We start from the raw sequence: 16,269 nt of genomic DNA on the forward strand, positions 1-16,269 counted from the left end.
ACACCCCTAAGAACCTCGCCGAGCTTTCCGAAGGCCGGGCGTGCAGATAGCGTCCCGTCGTCGCGACCGAGGCGTGGCCGAGCGTGGCCTGCACGAGGTGGATCGGTGCGCCGCGGTCGAGGCTGTGCGAGGCATGGGCGTGCCGGAGCCAGTGCGCCGAGACCTCGACCGGCAGGCCAGCGCGCGCCGCCGCGGCCTTCACGACCCGATGGACCGCGCTCGGATCGAGCGCTCCGCCCTTCCGCGACCGGAATACGGGGCTGTCGGCCGGCGCCTCGCCGCGCAGGGCCGAGAGCACCTCCCAGGTCGCGGCCGAGAGCAGCACCGCCCGGGTCTTGCCGCCCTTACCGAACACCGTCGCCTGCCCGGCCTCGTCCCGGGCCGCGAGATCCCGCCAGCGCAGGCCGCAGACTTCGGAGATGCGCAGGCCACCGCCGTAGAGCACGGTCAGCAGCACGCGGTTTCGCAAGCTCGGCTCCTGCCGGATCATCAGCAGCGCGTCGGCCTCGGCCATGATGCGCTCGGCCAGCGTGTTCTTGATCGGCGGCACCTTCACGGCCGCGCCGATGTTGAAGCGCAGGTATCCGACCTCCTGGGCGAAGGCGAACAGGCTCTTGAGCGCTGCGGCGGTGAGCGCCACCGTCGCCGAGGAGCCGGGCCGGCCTGCGATGTAGTCCTGAAGGTCGCCCATCCGCACGGAGCCGAGCGGCTTTCCGACATGCGCCAGGAAGCGCCGCGCCTCGCGCGCGTAGTTGCGGCGGGTGTTCGGGCTCGCGGATCGGGCGAGCCACAGCCGGATCATCTGCGCGTCGTCGTCCGCCTGGGTGGGCGGCATCGCCTCGACAGGTTCGATGATCGCGGGGAGCATGGGCACCGCTCTCAATCCCAATCCCGGCTATCGAGCGAGCACTCGCCACGCATATGCTTCGCGATAGCCGTCATGGCGTCGTTGAGGGTCGCGTGAAAAGTTGGCACAGCTCGCAAGCCGCCGCTCAACTCGGGCTTGATCTCGAACCCGGTCGCGAGACCGGACAGCTCGATTGCGCCGAGCAGGCGGCCGAGCCGGTCCTTCAGGCTCCACGACGTGCCTTCAGACCCGGTCGGCGTCACGACGACATCCATGGTGAAGCTCCATCATTAGGCAGCAAGGCTGCGCCGGGCCCGGTGATCGAAACAAGGGTGGCCTTACGGTCGTCTCTGGATTGGCGTCCTGAAGGCGTCTGGCGCTCAGTCAGCCTCGTCGAGGCGAAGGGCGTCTACGCAACGATACCGAAGCGCTGCCCGGCTTGCCACGGGCTCGTAATGATCAACGGCAATTACACCGGACAGGGCAGACTGATGCTGGTGCATCGCAGGGGCCACGATGGCTGTCCGCTTCTGCCAGCGCGGTTCAAAGGCACGCCCTCGCTGCATCCCCAGGCGCTATCCTGAAGACCGGCTCGGCCCCGCCGCCCGGTCTGATCACAGGCTGGACCTCCGGATCTATCGACGCGTTGTCCTCTAGCGGGGTGAGCTTTAGGACGGTCGCTATGGACACCACCCGCTTGGCCGAGACTGAGAGCATGCTCGCTACTACGGACCGGCTTTGGCGCGCTGAGATGCGGCGGGCCTTTGGACCGGATGCCGTGCTGATCCACGGGTTTGGGACAGAGCGCCAGGGCGCTCCGGGGACGCGGCTTCGCGAGACCTTCGAGGCGAGAAAGAACGCAGTCGCGGCGTGGCGGTACGAGCGCCGTCCGGCAGCTTGAGACACACGCCCTCGGAGGACGGGCTGGACGTTCCGATAGCAAATCCCTGGGCAGCGAGGGCGCAACTTATTCCGACGGGATGGCTACCGGCATGGCGGTACCGAGGCTGGCGCTCGGAATTAGTCATTCGCCAGTTGCGCCTCGCAGGTGGTCCACCCCGAGAAGAGGTAGAGGGCGAACTCGATCCCTTCGGCATTCGCCACTCGATCCCGCTGCGCAGAACCGATCAATTCGTCCGCGAACCCTATGACCTTGGCGGCCGGCCACTCAGGCAACAGGGCAGCCACGAGTGCACGGCATGTTTGGTCGAACATCTTGCGCGTGGCGCTATCACTCGGATCCGCGTGGGACCAGCGGATGACGATAACCGTTGCCGCTGATTGCGAGTCGTATGCATTCGCCGTGAGGGAGAGCTGAGGGCCGAGGTTCCACGAGCAAGTACCGGACTGATGCTGCGGCACACCACAGGTCGGCGCTCCCGAGCTGACGGGTTCGCCGAAGCGAGCCGATGCGGCGGCGACACGGGGCCCGACCTCGGAGGCAGGGATCTCCAGATGTTGCCCAAGTGCGGAAACGGGCGAGAGCCCAAGCGCAGTGAAGACCACGAGAACCCACACGATCAGATCGTGATAGGTTGTACGCGATCGGCAGCCGCGAGCGCTGGACCAGTAGGCGTACTCTGTATTGTGACCGGTGGCGTCCTCGGGCCTCGCTGGCTCTTTTCTGATGCTGACAGGCAGCGGAAGTCTGAGAGCGAGGGTTGTCATGCGGAACCATATAGCACGGCTTGTCGATGGCCCCTTCGCCTTCAGCGTCTCTTCCACGAGGTGACCCGCCTGCTTTGGCTACAGTTCAGTCGGAGAGAGTTTCACGATAGACATAATAGTTCGGCAGCCGGCCGTCGAGTGGTTTAATCAGATAGTAGGATCTATCAAACCTGTGAATTGCGGATAGTACCCTGACCGGAATAGATTTTTTCAGAACCGAGCATCGCTCCATAGGACGTTCTGGTGTCTGCGCGTCACGGCAGACGCGGGTACCTGCTGCAAGCGAGTACACATGATTTAGCTGAGCTGTCGGATGCTCAAAATCAGAGAAATAGTTTGCAAGAACCGTATTCGTAGAGCTACCAATCAAAAGAAAAAGTGAAACGGCCAGCCTGGATAGCCTCGATGTTATCATTTGGTCCCTTTGGGGTCCTCGTGCCGCAGGTGGCCCTGGCCGTTGCACGGTCAGCGGGCTGACTTCTCCCTCGCCAGCCGCATGGCCCGCAGTTGCGCCGTCCGCTCGTCGGCCGCCTGCCGATCCGCCTCGACCTCCACCAAGGCGAGCTTCGCGTTCTCCTGGCGTGCGGTGTCCCTGGCTGTCTTCGTCGCCAAGTGACCGCGAGCGTTGGGCGGCAGTACGGACATGGAGGATCCTGTCGGGGAGGCCGGGGGTAGAGGCTGTTCAAGGCGTCAGGATCGCTTCGCCTTCAGCGCTCCGTCAACGAGGCGGGGGATGGCTACCGTCGCTTGGCCACAACGACAGCGACAACGGCCCCAGCAACGAGAGCGGCTGCGAGAACCACGAGCGTAGCGTTCTGGTAGCCGTTGGCCTTGAGCACACCCACTGGCTATCGGGCAACGCATAGCGATGAAGGCCCGATCCCAGACGCGCTAATGCTCAACGCCGAGGAGAATGCCCTGTGCCGGTCTTGGGATAAAGTGGGCCGATTGCACTTCGGCGGGCGCTTCCGCCGGCGCCCCTCGCGCAAGCCCGCGGCCGAAGGGGTCTACCACCAGCCTGGACCGGCTTTGCGCTCCGCAAGGCTATCGAGCATGCCGTCGCGGATCTCGGGCCGGCGGGCCGAACCCCGCACCTCCTGCGGCGCTGGCGCGGGCTCCTGCCGATTGCCGACGCGTATGACCCGCAGGTCGAAGACGCCCACCTGCAGCACCGGACGCGCGAGCTGCACGAGGCCCGAGCGCGCGTCCGGGCCATTCCGGGCACGACGACCGAAGGGCTCGCGGTGCATGTCAGGGCGTTCGACGGCTTCAGCCGCGAGAACATCCCGCAGCACGTGCTGCCGCTGCTCCTGAGCGCCGCCAGCGTGGCGGGTGTGACGATCAACCTTCATGAGGGTGAGGTACGGGCGTGACTGGACCGGCTACGCACCTTCGACTTGCGACAGAGGACGGTCGCTGCGTCGCGCGGATCGGGCGGGCCAAGCGTCAGGCGGCTCAAACCCAAACCGATGCGGCCCATCTCGCGCGCGCTATCGCCATGATGCACAGGGAAGCCCTGGAGACCCTGCAGATCGCCGAGGCTGCTCACAAGGTGGCCGAAGCAGCCTTCGGGGCCGTGACACGGGCCACTTCGATCACCGACCGGGCGCTCGCGCGGGAGAACCTGATCGAGGCCGGCTATGTGGTGGCTCGCGTGCGCAGCCTCGCCCGCACGGCTGAGATGGCGCTGGAGAGTGCGCAAAGCGGCTGAGCCCGGTGAACCGCACCGGGATTTTCGGAGGCTCCAGATCTTGCGAGGATGGAGCCATGACGAAGCATACCCCACCGTTTTCCCCCGAGGTCCGCGAACGCGCGGTGCGGATGGTGCTGGAGCACCAAGGCGAGCACGACACGCAGTACGGAGCGATCCGCTCGATTGCCGCCAAGATCGGCTGCTCGGGTGAGACGCTTCGCAACTGGGTCCGCCAGGCCGAGCGCGACCGGGGCGTGCGGGCCGGACCGACGACGGATGAGCGCGAGCGGATCAAGGCGCTGGAGCGGGAGAACCGCGAGCTCCGGCAGGCCAACGAGATCCTGAGGAAGGCGAGCGCGTATTTTGCCCAGGCGGAGCTCGACCGCCGGTTCCGGTCATGATCGCCTTCATCGACGATCATCGTGCGCTCTACGGGGTCGAGCCGATCTGCAAGGTTCTGCCGATCGCCCCGTCGACGTACCACGCCCATGCCGCGCGACGAGCCGATCCCGAGAGGCTGCCGGCTCGAGCCAAGCGTGACGCGGCACTCATGGTCGAGATCCGGCGCGTGTACGAGGCGAACTTCCGGGTCTACGGCGTGCGCAAAGTCTGGCGGCAGCTCACCCGCGAAGGGATCGTTGTGGCGCGCTGCACGGTGGTCCGGCTGATGCGAACGATGGGCTTGGCTGGCGTCGTCCGGGGGCGGAGGGTTCGCACCACCGTTCCCGATCCGGCGGCGGCCTGCCCGCTCGACCGGGTCAATCGGCAGTTCAGGGCCGAATGCCCGAACCGGCTATGGGTGGCGGATTTTACCGACATCGCCACCTGGGCCGGCTTCGTCTATGCGGCCTTCGTGATCGACGTCTTCGCCCGCCGGATCGTGGGCTGGCGTGTGTCGCGCTCGGCCCGGGCAGACTTCGTGCTCGATGCTCTGGAGCAGGCCCTGCACGAGCGCCGCCCCTTCGCCGGCAGCGGCCTCGTCTGTCACTCGGATCGCGGATCGCAACCCGGTCTCAACTGGTCGTCGCAACGCCCTCCTGAACGGATCGGAGCACGGCGTCCAGTGCCTCGGCGGGCGTTCGCCACTCGAGTGTCTTGCGTGGTCTGCTATTGAGAGCTGCGGCTACGGCCGCGAGGTCGCTCGTACTGTGAGCGCCAAGATCGGTGCCTTTGGGAAAATACTGCCGTAGCAGCCCATTGGTGTTCTCGTTGGTCCCCCGCTGCCAGGGTGAGCGCGGATCGCAGAAGTAGACCTGCAGGCCCGTGTCGATCCGAAGCCGCGCGTGCTCGGCCATCTCCGATCCCTGGTCCCAGGTCAGCGAGCGCCGCAGTTGCTCGGGCAGCGTCGTGATCGTGCGCGCGATCGCAGTGCGCACCGCCTCCGCGCCATGTCCGGCCAGCGCTGGCCCGTTTTTCTCCCGAGTGCCCGTCCCATGCCCTTCCATTGGCGGCAGGTGCAGCAGCATCGTGAACCGCGTCGCGCGCTCCACCAGCGTGCCGATCGCAGAACTACGCAGCCCGAGGATGAGATCTCCCTCCCAGTGACCCGGCACCGCCCGATCCGCCGCCTCCACCGGACGCTCGCTGATCAGGACCTCCGGCGTGACGAAGGCTTTGCCGCGCCTGCGGGTTCGTGCCTGCGGCACCCGCAGCGCTCGCCCCGTCCGCAGGCAAGCGGTCAGCTCGCGTCGCAGCGCGCCGCGACCCTGGACGTAGAGTGCTTGGTAGATCGCCTCGTGGCTGATGCGCATCGTCTCATCGCCTGGGAAGTCGAGCCGCAAGCGCGCTGCGATCTGCTGCGGGCTCCACGCCATACCCCAGCGCCGATGCTGGCGTCGCCCGTGCCGCCGCCCTTTCCAAGGCACCGACGGTCCGGCCAGGGCGATACCGCCCGGGGCGGTGACGGCACCCGCGAGCCGATCTTGCACGTAGGTTCGCAGCGCCGGGTTCGCCGCGAGCTTGGCAGGCTTGGGACGACGCGCCGGCCGCTCGGCGTGCCACTGCGCCGTCGTCGCCCGGTAGGCCAGGTTGCCGCCGCGCGTCGCCGCGTTGCGCCGCAGTTCCCGGGAGATCGTCGAGGCCGCTCGCCCCGAGCGACGCGCGATCTCCCGCACGCCCAAACCTTGCGCCCGCCACAGCGCGATCTCCTCACGCTCGGAATACGACAGGTAGCGATCTGAGAGTGGCTTGGACGATGGCGCGAGGTGGGAGGGGGCGAGCCCACCGGCCCGGCGGAACCAGCGCGAGCCGACCGGCTGAGAAATCCCGACCTTCATCGCCGCGTCCTCACTCCACAGACCCGCAGCGATGAACGCCCAGAACTGTCGTCGGGCCTCTCGCGAGGCGACGCCGGGTCGGCCGGGCGACCTCAATTTACCGCGCAGCGCGCACTCCGAACGCTGTCGACCCACCATCGCAACCGCCCTCCGCCAAGCTGTTGCGACGACCACTTGAATCCACCCAATATGTGAGCATCCGCTACACCGAGCGCCTGGCCGAGGCGGGCGTCGAACCCTCCGTCGGCAGCGTCGGCGATTCGTACGATAACGCTCTCGCCGAGACGGTGATCGGCCTGTTCAAGGCGGAGGTCATCCATCGACGCGGGCCGTGGCGGTCCTTTGAGGCGGTCGAGTACGCCACGCTCGAATGGGTCGACTGGTTCATGTCTGGATGCCCCCTGTCGCGCAAGAGGGCGTCGAGCGGCTCTGACGGGGGATCGGGTGCGGTCATGTCTCAGGCCTCATGAAGCGGCCTTGTCCATGCCGCGGGCCAGTATGGAGATGCGCGGATCAGGTGCAGATCAACACACGCGAGCTCGTGGCTCGTCAACCAGTCTTGCTTTTCCTGATCCCGATCTGACCGATCGTTCCGTCCTTACCTCTCTTCGACCTTCCTGCCCGCCACACCGGTGCGACGGCGGCTTGATGTCCTGATCAAGCCGCCGGCACCGGAGCCTTGTAATTTTCGTTCTTCATCAGCATCGCCCAGGCTGCACGGGCCATCTTGTTTGCCAAAGCGATGGCCAAGACCAGACGCGGCTTGCGTGGCAGCATCCGCGCCAGCCAGGAGCCTGCCGGCGCTCCCTTACGGATCGACCAGCGGATGACCGTCATGGCGCCGATGATCAGGAGACGCCGGATGTCGCGCTGACCCATCTTGGACACGCGACCCAGGACCTGCTTTCCGCCTGAAGAGAACTGCCGCGGCACGAGGCCGAGCCAGGCTGCAAAATCGCGTCCGCGCTTGAACGTCGCCATTGGCGGCGCGAACGTCTCGATCGCCATCGCGGTGATCGGCCCGATCCCCGGCATCGTCATGAGGCGGGACGGCGTGCCAAATCGCTTGGCTTCCCGCGCGACCCGCTTCTCCAACTCCGAGATCCGCGCGTCGAGATCCTTGATCTGGTCGAGGTAGAGACGGCTCAGATCGGCAATGAGCGGATCGAGCGAAGTCGTGACGTCGCCAAGCGCCTGGGCGAGCTGGGGCACGTTGGTCGCTCCCTGCGGCGCCACGATGCCGTGCTCGGCGAGATGGCCGCGCAACGCATTGATGAGCTGGGTGCGCTGCCGGACCAGAAGGTCGCGCGTCCGAAAGATCATGGCTCGCGCCTGCTGAGCCTCGCTCTTGATCGCAACGAAGCGCATCGTCGGGCGCGAGGCGGCCTCGGCGATCGCCTGCGCGTCGGCGGCATCGTTCTTCTGCCGCTTGATGAACGGCTCACATGAGGAGTCGATGTGCAAGGGATCTCATCCGGTCATGAGTGATCTCCTGGCGTGTTCCAGATCGCAGGTCCGAGCCCGATGGGTGAAGCGGCCGCAGCGGACGCGCTCAAGCTCACATGCGGTCGCCGATCGATCTCGGCTGCACCATGATCCCGCATCCGGCGGGCCGAGCTCAGGAGGACGAGACCATTCTTAACTGCGGCGGCTGAGGCCATACCGTTCGTCGGTTCGTCCACCTGGATCCGCCAAGGCTTCTCGTGCCTCGGTGGATTGAGAGGGATTGCAGTCGCTCTCGGTCAGACGCTCTTCATCGCAGCGCCCTCGATGACCACACCTGCCGTCACATACTTCCAGAGCGCGACGAGAAGCTTGCGGGCGAGAGCCACGATGGCGATCTTTTTCATGCGCCCGCCGGTGCGCTTGACCCGGTCGTGGTACCAGCGCGACAGGGCCGAACCTGGCTGATGGCGGAGCCAGAGCCAGGCCAGTTCGACAAGTGTCGCGCGCAGGCGTGGATTGCCGGCCTTCGACACGCCTTGCTCGTGATCAATCGAGCCACTCTGCCAAGGCGTTGGCGCCAAGCCCGCGTAGGCGGCAAGCTGGCGACGATTCTCAAAGCGCCGGAACAACCCTTCAGACCAGAGCACACCGGCAAAGCCGGGACCGACACCTTTCAAGTCGAGAAGCATGGCCGCTGCCGCACGCTGTGGTGTGGCCGCACGCTCGGCCGCCACGAGTGCGTCGCGCGCGGCGCGCACGTCATCGATCTGCTCGATCAGCAGCTCGATAAGACCGAGTTCGCGTTCGATCATCGCCTTGAGGTACCGCGGGAGCGGCCGGCCATCGCCGGTCCGCAACGCCTCAAGCCGTTCGCGCCTGTCCGACCGACGGGGATCGTAGTCGGTGATACCCTGCGCAAACAGCACGCCTCGGAGCCGGTTGACGTGCCGGACACGCTCGCTGATGAGCGTTCGAAGTTCGCGGCACAGCCGGCGGCGATCCTCCTCCTCAGGCGTGGGCGCCCGGACCATCGCGCACACGCGCGGCTCTCCGCGCTTGTAGGCCAGCAGCGTACGGACCAGGGCTTCGCCATCGATCCGGTCGGTCTTGGCCCGTCGCCTGCGCCTTGAGGTGGCGACGGAGGCGGCGTCAACAACGTGGCTCTCGATGCCCTTGCCCTCGAGCACGCGGTGCAGCCAGAAGCCGTCGAGCCCGGCCTCCTGGATCACCACGACGGGGAACAGCTTGCCGGTGCGCGCCCGAGCTCGCGCCCGTAGGTCAGCCAGTCGGCTGAGCAGGCCCGCGGCATCACCACCGCGCACCACGTGCCGGGACATCTTCTGGCCGGCTCCAGGAGAGAGCGACGTCACCAACCACGTTGCGCGGCTGAGTTCGAGCGAGACGAAGATCGCCGCGAGATCGACCCGGATAGGCTCGGGCGCACCGCCAACATCAGGAGAAAGGCTCACGTTCACCTCCATGAAGAGCGTCAGGCCGTCCATCCTGCTGAAGCGCCGCCTGATCGCCACCTCCTCATGGGATCTTCACGTACGCCGGCGCGATCAGTCGGACCTCGTGCCCCAGTTCACGGATCGCACGTCCCCACTCGTGTGCCGAAGCGCAGGCCTCCATGGCGACGATGCAGGCCGGCAGCTGGGCGAAAAACGTGAGGACCTGCGGTCGCGACAGCTTTTTGCGTAGCGCGACGCTGCCATCGGCGCGTGCGCCGTGAACTTGGAAGATGCGCTTGGCCAGATCGAGGCCGACGATGGCGATCGGATCCATGGACTGCTCCGGCAGATGTGAAAGCTCCGGGCCCAGAGTACCGGCTTCCGCCGGAGTGGGGGCATCCAGGCCATCAATCACCGTCGGCTGCTCGAACCGATCGGCCACATCCCTCCCGCCGAGGCGGAGGCACGCTATTATGCCCAGGCCGAGGTCCAAGCCTTGGCCGCCTGACCCAAACCAAACGGCCTCCGGAAAACCCGGAGCGGTTCACGGTGTGCCGGTGGCAGCGCTGCTGCCGGGGCTCGGGCGGATCAGAGCATCCACGCCCGCCCGTTAAGGGTTGAGCGACACCTCGTTGGTGCGCGGGCGTGGAAGGTCAGCGACCCATCCCGCCGCCGACACCGGCAGGCTTACGCGGAAACCGTCGCATCCGTCACCGTGGCGGATTTGCCGCCCCTCACGAACGGCGCTCCCTGGATATGGGGAGAGCCTCAAGGCTGGGCAGATCAGTGAACCGGCGCAAGCTGCCAGCCCATAAAACAGAGGAAGAGGACGAACAGCGCGCCCCCGGTGAACTCCAGGATGTAGCGTCGCCGGGGTGTCAGGGCGATCATGCCATGCCTCCGAGCCAGCAGGATAAGCCGGGCTCGAAACTATGCTGCCACGCCTGCACCGCTCGCGCACCTGGGGCGGCCGGCTCTCTGGCGACTTTCTCCGTGACAGCATCCACGCCCGCCCGCTCGGCCTTTGGGCAAAGGAGGTCGCGTAGCGGGCGTGGAGGTCAGCGACCCATCCCGCTGACACCCAAAACCTTACTCCCACGGGGTCAAATGCGAAACGATTTCGCAAACCGGAAATCTCCCGGTTTGCCGAGCCGGATCTCAGCATCCACGCCCGCCTCCAGCCTAGTGGGGGCGTGAAGCTTGGGGGCGAGCGTGGAGGTCGGAGGAAACCCGACTTTGCCACCCTAGCAAAGACCGTGCGACACCATCACGAACGCCGCCCGCCCATCCGGTGCGGCTCCAGGCCACCGACGCCACTCCCGTTTGGGGGGCGCATGCAAGTCTCTGGAACACCGGGATAAGTCTGGGGTCGGGTATCAGAGGTATCCTGCACGTGCGAGGCTGCGCTCAGGGTCCATGGGCGGCTGTTCTCATCGCTCACACCGCGGATCGTGAGTGGGGCTGAGGGCGAGCTTATGGCTAACGCGAAACGCGCTGGTGACGCCCTCTGCACCCGCCCGCCGAGAGCAGCCCGTCAAGCCCGGGTGAGGTGGCGTCGCCGGCCTGTGGATCGGATCGTTCGCTGGATCGGAGCTTCCGGCCGGAAGCGTCTGGGTTCGGCTCAGGATGTCCTCGCCGAACCCGCAGCAGTGTCGTCGCAAGCCCCGGTCAGCAATATCGTCATACTGACCTGGGCCCAGACCTTCGGCCGTGCACCGCAGCGAGGCCAATAAGGCGGCGCGATCAGGCAGCCTTTCGGCCCTTTCGGCTGCCCGCGGCCATGGCACCCACTTGGCCCAAGCCGATGGCCTTGGCGAGCGCCGAGCGCTGGGCAGCATAGCTCGGAGCAGTCATCGGGTAGTCGGCAGGCAGGCCGTAGCGCTCGCGGTAGCTGCGCGGGTCGAGCCCATGGCTGCTCAGGTGACGCTTGAGCGTCTTGTAGGTCTTTCCGTCGATGAAGCTGACGATCCCGTCGTCTCGGATCGACTTACGGATCTGAGCGGGTGTCGGCTTCTCGATCTCGGCGTCCGGAGCCGCAGCACCCGCACTGCCCGTGGCGGTGAGATTGGAAACCGCCTCGTGAACCCTCGCGATCAGGGCCGGCAGCTCGGCTGGTGGCACAGGGTTGTTCGAGACGTAGGCTGAGACGATCTCGGCGGCCAGATCGGTGAAGTTGAGGCCGGCTTCTTGTTCTTCCGCGTTCAAGGCTTTCGCTCCTGCAGTTGCCCAAGGCTTTGGCCGATGATGCAAATGTACCGCAAAAGCAAGCCCGATAATCGAGTTGCGCGCAACCGATCAGGTCATCGATATGAACTCCGCACACCGTCGACGCGTGCTTAGAAAGCGGAAGGATTTGTTTTAAGTTTATTATAATTTTGTCTCGGGCAGCCAATGAGTGGCGGCAGCGAGGATACCCGAGAGCATCCGCGGGCCACCGCACGCCGCGCAGGTACAGACGGAGATGCTGAAGTTCCCTCCAAGACTACGGCGTCGGAGTGATTGACGGCCCACCCGCACGGGAGGAGGCTCCGTGTGGGGGCGGCTACGGAGATAGCCACCATGGGCGACTTCGATCACATCCTGAACTGGAAGCTTCTTCGCGGCTCGCATTCCTTCCCCGGACCTGATGGAGGGACCTGTATCAACGAGGCTGCGGTCGTGGCGTGCGGCTTCCCGTACCGGCCCGTCGTCTCGGTTCATCGCTTGCCAGCCTGCTTCTCGCGCCCGATCTGCCAATTGGCCATGCGGTTGAACGATGAGGCGACGGATGCGCAGCGGCAGCGCCTGATGCCGTTCGTGACGCGGCTGGCGTGTGCGGATACGCCCGAGGTTGAGCAAAGGCGGGCCCGCTACATCGACGCACGTATCGGCTCAACGCAGCTGTTCCTCGGCAATCTCGATTTCGAGACAGGGCTGTGGGTTTTGGCAGGCGCGCTCGCTATCGGGCGGCAGGCGGATCCGCTCGGCATGGAGGAGGCGGCAAGCCGACTGGACGCAGCTCGTGGCGGAGCCAAGTCGGAGAAGAAGCGCCCTGCCTCTCTGCCTGCGAAGATGAAGGGGTGGTTGGGTCTACAGCAGGCGCCTGAGAACGTGGGGTGATACCCAGCTGCGGGACGGTGCTGCGGAAACTCAGGCGTCGGGTCAGGACGCTCGCAGGAGGGGCCTGTGCAAACAGAAACAGGCTCGCATTCATGGGTCATTCGGCATACCGCCCTAGCTTGCCGCACCGCGCCGGAGCCGGCCCATGATCCTCCTCGCCCTCAAGCTGAAGCGAGAAGCTCGCGGCGACTTCAACGGCCGGACTGCCTATGCGGCTAGTGCGTCCAGCTCGCGGCCTCGGCGTCGTGGAGCACGATGAACTCGGAGCACAGCTGCTCTAGATCGTTACGAGGCTCCAGCTCCGGCTGATCGTGCTTGGCAGTTGCCCACGCCTCAACCGCGGCCTCGGCGCCCAGGTACACCGCCATCTCTTGCGTGAGCGAACGCGCTGGCCCGAAGCCGAGCCGGTCTCCAACCTCGCGCTCCACCGCCGCCATCGCCTCAAGGACGCGGAAATGGGTGATGTGCATCTCGGTCATGCTGACACTCCGGTCGACAGGGGTGTCTCGGATGCTCGCAGTTGGGCGCTCATGGCTTTGAACCGGCCGTGGACGCGATGCCAAACGTCCGAAAGCTCGCACGAGACAAGCATAGCATGAAAGCCGTCCGTCGCGCAGGTGCGGGAAACGTTGCAGAGGCTGAAGGATCGCCAACCTACGGCGCAACCGGGTGAGCTGCCATCATGACGGTGGCTAGCGCTATCCGGAACGCAGCCTCAAGCGGTTTGGATCGATCCAACATCGCAAGGCCGGTGACGCGTTCACGAGGGCCGCGAGATCAAGGCTGTGGCCGCTGATGAAGCGGTAAGGCCCGGCCGCCGGATTGAGCATGTAGGCGGCAATCGCCGCGACGACCTCCTGGCTGCTGATGGTGCCGGCCTTGCGCAGTTTCGGCGACGGTTCGAGGTTCGGCAGCCATGGACGCGCTGATCGCCCCCCGACGTTGACTTAACCGTGCCGCCCGGCCGACATGCCATGTCCGGCTGGCGCGCGCCTCGCGCGAGTCGCCGGCACCATCAGGAGACCACGCCGCCGCAAGTCGACCCCTGAAAAGCCAACGGCCCCCCAGTCGCCAAACTGGAGGGCCGTCGAAATCGAAAGGTCTGTGAGGACCGTAAGCTCCCCTCACAAGCCATGAGACGCCCCCGGGCGTCAAGCGGGAACGCCAATTCCCGCGACGATGAGGCTTTGCCTTGTGGACCGGACGCCCTTGCGGCGGCCCGAAACGACCTGTTGCGGCCCGATGAGGGCCGAGAGATGTGTTTGCAGACGAGATGTGGATCGGCGTTGAAGCGGGACCTCGGCCAAAGTCAAGGTAGCGCGTTGTTATCACTAGCAAAATCGGGAGAGGAGCAGGGTCCCGGTCGGCGCCGATGGGGACCCCACCCCTGGATAAAAACGTTTGTTTGTTGAGGATGTTGCCGTCTTTCGGGAAGGGGTCCTGGTTCGGCACTTATCCGCACCCTTGGATCCACGCGGGTATCGTTCCGGGGCGACGGCATGGGCGATGCGTCACGGCAGAAGCCACTCGGTCAGCAGGAGGAAAACGGCCACCGCGACGTAGATGAGGAGGAAGGCGAGCCAGCTGAGGATGGCCGGCTCTTCTTTCGCCGGCATGCCGACGCCGGTGAGGGCACCGCAGCGCCGGCAGATCCTGGCCGTCGCCTGGATCGGATTGCCGCAGGTCCTGCACTTCGGCATGGCTCAGCCCTCTCGGCCCGAGCTGCGATCGAAGGGATATGGGGCGGCCGTGGCCGGAAGCTTGTCAGGATGCGGTCGAGCCTTGCTGGAGGCGCCCGGCAGGGCCTGCGCCCCTGCGAGCGCCGGGGCGCAGGCCCTGCCGCCGTCGCGACGCCGGTCGCTCCCCGTCGCAGCAGCTCTCGTCCCGCGGCGGGGACGGCTTCCACGCGGGCTGTGCTCTCAGCGCCCGATCACGCCCGTCCCGCCGACCGGGCCGATCGCGTTCGGCCCGGTATTCGGGGCCGGCGTCGCGGCTTGGTTTCGCTGGACATCCATCCGGAGCTGGTCGCTCCGGGTCGTCTGCTCCTGCCGCAGGGAGCGCAGCTGGCTGTTGTACTCCATCGACTGGTTCGCGGCGTTGGGGTTGCCCTGCCGCACCTGTGCTAGGACGGGCGTCGCGACGGACCACGACAGGCCGAGCGCGACGAGGGTGATGATGCGCATGCGATGCTCTCGACGATTGAGGGGCTCTCGGAGCCGACGCATCATCGGCCCGCCAGGTTCCGCCCGGCCGTGGCCGATCAGCAGCCGATGCAGACGTGCGGATCCCATTTCGGCAACGGCTTGAGCGGCGGCAGAGGCCGGAATGCCGGTGCCGGCGCAGTCACGCTCTGCTCCGGAAGGATAACCGATGCGGTCTCGCCGGCGGCGTTGCGCGCCGAGTCCGCCGTGACGGTCGGGGACGCGTCGATGCTGCCGGTCCGCTCGCGATCATCGGACGCCCGGGCCGCACCGAGGCTGAGCGTGAGGACGAGGCCGGCCGCGGCGAGGTGGATGGGGACCATGGTGCGCCTCCGCCGGCACAACGGCGTGAAGGGGGGGGAGTTCGACGCCGACCGGCCGGCCCTTGCCCATCTGCGCACGCAGCAACGGGCGCGCGGCCACGATGGACCGTCTGGCGAAGGGTGGAAAGGTGACTGCTCCCCGCCCTGAAGGAGGGGGCTTCTTCGCCTCATCCTGCATTGGGGGCTCCTGCTGCCAGCGTGTCCAGACCGACACGGAGGATGTTGAGCGCGGCGTTGTGGTCCCGGTCGTGCAGGGTTCCGCACTCGTCGCAGCGCCAGCTCCTCTGACCCAGACCCGCGATACCTCTCGGCCGCGACGGCGCATCTCGCGATCCGCATGTCGAACAGGTCTGCGAACTCATGGCCTCCGAGACTTCCAGATACCTTCGGCCATTCCTCATGGACTTGTACCGAAGCTGCTCCCGGAAGCCCGCCCACCCGGCGTCGTACACCGACTTCGCCATCGTGGTCTTGGCCAACTTCGACGGGCTGACATCGCCGACGACGATGGTCCCGTATTCCGCGCACAGGGCCGTGCTGGCCTTGTGCAGGAAATCTCTGCGGCGGTTGCGCGCCTTGGCCTGGATCGCCCGCGCCCGTTTCGTCTTGCGCGCCTGCTGCGCCTTGGCGAGCGCCTGCTCGCTCTCGCGGTAGAAGCGCGGCATCTCGATCCGATCGCCGGTCGAAAGGGTCGCGAGCGTCTTCAGGCCCAGATCGATCCCGACCGCGTTCTCAGGCCGCGGATCGCGGCACTTCACCTCGACGGGCAGATTGACGTACCAGCAGCCCTTGGCGTCGGCGTTGAAGCTGCCTGCGCCGAACCGCATCACCGGCCTCAGTACGTCCCGCAGGTGCATGGCTTCGTAGCGGACGCCGCGAAAGACGAAGGCCTCGCCGTCGAACACGACGTGGCCGGTGTTGAACGGCACCCAGCCGAGGGACTTGCGCCCGCGCCAGCGCAACCAGGGCTTCTTCTGCGCCTTCCGCCCCTCGTCGTAGGCGCGGCACACTCGCTGGATTGTGTGGGCGTGGAGATCGAGTTCCTTGCCTGCACCGGCCGTGAGCTTCATCAGGTCGTAGACGGAGAGCCACTTGCGCCGGGCTTGTGCGGCCTTCTTCTGCGTCTCGTTGCAGAAATTGAACACGACGTTCACCGCCCGCGCCTGCCTGCGCAGGCTGGGACCATGCTTGTCCCTCAGGCGAAGTTTGAGCGTGATCTGCATCGGCGTTCCGTTTCCGTTCTAGAGCCGGTCCCGGGCGGATTG

At 66.3% G+C, this 16,269-nt stretch carries 15 protein-coding genes, 6 pseudogenes and 1 other annotated feature; of the genes and pseudogenes, 5 read left to right on the forward strand and 16 right to left on the reverse strand.

Annotated elements, in window-relative coordinates; all coding sequences use genetic code 11:
• Positions 1 to 40: 40 nt before the first annotated feature.
• The 6 genes and pseudogenes from ACYCO6_RS17485 to ACYCO6_RS17510 form a co-directional block, all read right to left on the reverse strand.
• Positions 41 to 514: pseudogene (locus ACYCO6_RS17485) on the reverse strand (tyrosine-type recombinase/integrase); the annotation flags it as partial.
• A gap of 93 nt (positions 515 to 607) precedes the next feature.
• A pseudogene (locus ACYCO6_RS17490) lies at positions 608 to 868 on the reverse strand (site-specific integrase); the annotation flags it as partial.
• A gap of 11 nt (positions 869 to 879) precedes the next feature.
• On the reverse strand, positions 880 to 1,122 hold the full coding sequence (locus tag ACYCO6_RS17495) for a hypothetical protein (RefSeq protein ID WP_459773251.1): 243 nt from the start codon (positions 1,120 to 1,122) through the stop codon (positions 880 to 882).
• Positions 1,123 to 1,867: 745 nt separating this feature from the next.
• Positions 1,868 to 2,572: a hypothetical protein gene (locus ACYCO6_RS17500; protein WP_459773252.1), complete on the reverse strand. Its 705-nt coding sequence runs from the start codon at positions 2,570 to 2,572 to the stop codon at positions 1,868 to 1,870.
• Between the two features lie 408 nt (positions 2,573 to 2,980).
• Positions 2,981 to 3,160, reverse strand: a complete 180-nt coding sequence (locus ACYCO6_RS17505; RefSeq protein WP_459773254.1) for a hypothetical protein — start codon at positions 3,158 to 3,160, stop codon at positions 2,981 to 2,983.
• A 362-nt stretch (positions 3,161 to 3,522) separates the two neighbouring features.
• The gene (locus tag ACYCO6_RS17510; protein ID WP_459773256.1) at positions 3,523 to 3,765 is read right to left on the reverse strand and encodes a hypothetical protein; all 243 of its coding nucleotides are present in this window, start codon (positions 3,763 to 3,765) and stop codon (positions 3,523 to 3,525) included.
• Between ACYCO6_RS17510 and ACYCO6_RS17515 the strand changes: the two genes are divergently transcribed.
• The 3 genes and pseudogenes from ACYCO6_RS17515 to ACYCO6_RS17525 all read left to right on the forward strand — a co-directional run.
• Complete coding sequence (locus ACYCO6_RS17515; RefSeq protein WP_459773257.1) at positions 3,760 to 3,888, forward strand: hypothetical protein; 129 nt, start codon at positions 3,760 to 3,762, stop codon at positions 3,886 to 3,888. The two genes, ACYCO6_RS17510 and ACYCO6_RS17515, sit on opposite strands and share 6 nt — an antisense overlap.
• A gap of 125 nt (positions 3,889 to 4,013) precedes the next feature.
• On the forward strand, positions 4,014 to 4,226 hold the full coding sequence (locus ACYCO6_RS17520; protein WP_459773258.1) for a hypothetical protein: 213 nt from the start codon (positions 4,014 to 4,016) through the stop codon (positions 4,224 to 4,226).
• A gap of 56 nt (positions 4,227 to 4,282) precedes the next feature.
• Positions 4,283 to 5,214: pseudogene (locus ACYCO6_RS17525) on the forward strand (IS3 family transposase); the annotation flags it as partial.
• Positions 4,564 to 4,680 (forward strand) — a sequence feature (AL1L pseudoknot). Its footprint overlaps the pseudogene before it by 117 nt.
• 7 nt (positions 5,215 to 5,221) lie before the next feature.
• Here the strand turns inward: ACYCO6_RS17525 and ACYCO6_RS17530 are convergent.
• Entirely contained in the window at positions 5,222 to 6,622 is a 1,401-nt protein-coding gene (locus tag ACYCO6_RS17530) for an IS30 family transposase (protein WP_459773259.1), read from the reverse strand.
• A 44-nt stretch (positions 6,623 to 6,666) separates the two neighbouring features.
• On the opposite strand from ACYCO6_RS17530, the pseudogene ACYCO6_RS17535 reads away from it, so the two are divergent.
• Positions 6,667 to 6,954 (forward strand): annotated as a pseudogene (locus ACYCO6_RS17535) (hypothetical protein); the annotation flags it as partial.
• 187 nt (positions 6,955 to 7,141) lie between these two features.
• Here ACYCO6_RS17535 and ACYCO6_RS17540 read toward each other — a convergent pair.
• The 4 genes and pseudogenes from ACYCO6_RS17540 to ACYCO6_RS17555 form a co-directional block, all read right to left on the reverse strand.
• A pseudogene (locus tag ACYCO6_RS17540) lies at positions 7,142 to 7,927 on the reverse strand (IS110 family RNA-guided transposase); the annotation flags it as partial.
• A 299-nt stretch (positions 7,928 to 8,226) separates the two neighbouring features.
• Positions 8,227 to 9,411: an IS110 family RNA-guided transposase gene (locus tag ACYCO6_RS17545; protein WP_459773400.1), complete on the reverse strand. Its 1,185-nt coding sequence runs from the start codon at positions 9,409 to 9,411 to the stop codon at positions 8,227 to 8,229.
• 61 nt (positions 9,412 to 9,472) lie between these two features.
• Positions 9,473 to 9,715, reverse strand: a pseudogene (locus ACYCO6_RS17550) (IS110 family transposase); the annotation flags it as partial.
• A gap of 1,409 nt (positions 9,716 to 11,124) precedes the next feature.
• The gene (locus ACYCO6_RS17555) at positions 11,125 to 11,586 is read right to left on the reverse strand and encodes a Ros/MucR family transcriptional regulator (RefSeq protein ID WP_459773261.1); all 462 of its coding nucleotides are present in this window, start codon (positions 11,584 to 11,586) and stop codon (positions 11,125 to 11,127) included.
• A gap of 354 nt (positions 11,587 to 11,940) precedes the next feature.
• On the opposite strand from ACYCO6_RS17555, the gene ACYCO6_RS17560 reads away from it, so the two are divergent.
• A complete protein-coding gene (locus tag ACYCO6_RS17560; protein ID WP_459773263.1) occupies positions 11,941 to 12,480 on the forward strand; it encodes a hypothetical protein in 540 nt (179 codons plus the stop codon).
• A gap of 215 nt (positions 12,481 to 12,695) precedes the next feature.
• Here ACYCO6_RS17560 and ACYCO6_RS17565 read toward each other — a convergent pair whose 3' ends face one another.
• The 5 genes from ACYCO6_RS17565 to ACYCO6_RS17585 all read right to left on the reverse strand — a co-directional run bounded on the left by ACYCO6_RS17565 (position 12,696) and on the right by ACYCO6_RS17585 (position 16,227).
• Complete coding sequence (locus ACYCO6_RS17565; protein WP_459773265.1) at positions 12,696 to 12,959, reverse strand: hypothetical protein; 264 nt, start codon at positions 12,957 to 12,959, stop codon at positions 12,696 to 12,698.
• Positions 12,960 to 13,991: 1,032 nt separating this feature from the next.
• Positions 13,992 to 14,180, reverse strand: coding sequence for a zinc-ribbon domain-containing protein (locus ACYCO6_RS17570; protein WP_459773266.1), 189 nt, complete (start codon positions 14,178 to 14,180; stop codon positions 13,992 to 13,994).
• 219 nt (positions 14,181 to 14,399) lie between these two features.
• A complete protein-coding gene (locus ACYCO6_RS17575; RefSeq protein ID WP_459773268.1) occupies positions 14,400 to 14,663 on the reverse strand; it encodes a hypothetical protein in 264 nt (87 codons plus the stop codon).
• Positions 14,664 to 14,740: 77 nt separating this feature from the next.
• Positions 14,741 to 15,004 carry a hypothetical protein gene (locus ACYCO6_RS17580; protein ID WP_459773269.1) on the reverse strand — a complete coding sequence of 88 codons (264 nt, stop codon included), beginning with the start codon at positions 15,002 to 15,004 and terminating at the stop codon, positions 14,741 to 14,743.
• 167 nt (positions 15,005 to 15,171) lie between these two features.
• Positions 15,172 to 16,227 carry an RNA-guided endonuclease InsQ/TnpB family protein gene (locus ACYCO6_RS17585; protein WP_459773270.1) on the reverse strand — a complete coding sequence of 352 codons (1,056 nt, stop codon included), beginning with the start codon at positions 16,225 to 16,227 and terminating at the stop codon, positions 15,172 to 15,174.
• Positions 16,228 to 16,269: the final 42 nt, after the last annotated feature.

The organism is Methylobacterium sp. CM6257 (assembly GCF_054611515.1).

Bases quoted from the DNA above. Each gene is read 5' to 3' on its own strand.
- ACYCO6_RS17585 (WP_459773270.1), bottom strand. From the start codon at position 16,227: ATGCAGATCACGCTCAAACTTCGCCTGAGGGACAAGCATGGTCCCAGC.
- ACYCO6_RS17520 (WP_459773258.1), top strand. From the start codon at position 4,014: ATGATGCACAGGGAAGCCCTGGAGACCCTGCAGATCGCCGAGGCTGCT.
- ACYCO6_RS17575 (WP_459773268.1), bottom strand. From the start codon at position 14,663: ATGCGCATCATCACCCTCGTCGCGCTCGGCCTGTCGTGGTCCGTCGCG.
- ACYCO6_RS17565 (WP_459773265.1), bottom strand. From the start codon at position 12,959: ATGACCGAGATGCACATCACCCATTTCCGCGTCCTTGAGGCGATGGCG.
- ACYCO6_RS17545 (WP_459773400.1), bottom strand. From the start codon at position 9,411: ATGGAGGTGAACGTGAGCCTTTCTCCTGATGTTGGCGGTGCGCCCGAG.
- ACYCO6_RS17505 (WP_459773254.1), bottom strand. From the start codon at position 3,160: ATGTCCGTACTGCCGCCCAACGCTCGCGGTCACTTGGCGACGAAGACA.
- ACYCO6_RS17495 (WP_459773251.1), bottom strand. From the start codon at position 1,122: ATGGATGTCGTCGTGACGCCGACCGGGTCTGAAGGCACGTCGTGGAGC.
- ACYCO6_RS17560 (WP_459773263.1), top strand. From the start codon at position 11,941: ATGGGCGACTTCGATCACATCCTGAACTGGAAGCTTCTTCGCGGCTCG.
- ACYCO6_RS17510 (WP_459773256.1), bottom strand. From the start codon at position 3,765: ATGCACCGCGAGCCCTTCGGTCGTCGTGCCCGGAATGGCCCGGACGCG.
- ACYCO6_RS17580 (WP_459773269.1), bottom strand. From the start codon at position 15,004: ATGGTCCCCATCCACCTCGCCGCGGCCGGCCTCGTCCTCACGCTCAGC.
- ACYCO6_RS17530 (WP_459773259.1), bottom strand. From the start codon at position 6,622: ATGGTGGGTCGACAGCGTTCGGAGTGCGCGCTGCGCGGTAAATTGAGG.
- ACYCO6_RS17570 (WP_459773266.1), bottom strand. From the start codon at position 14,180: ATGCCGAAGTGCAGGACCTGCGGCAATCCGATCCAGGCGACGGCCAGG.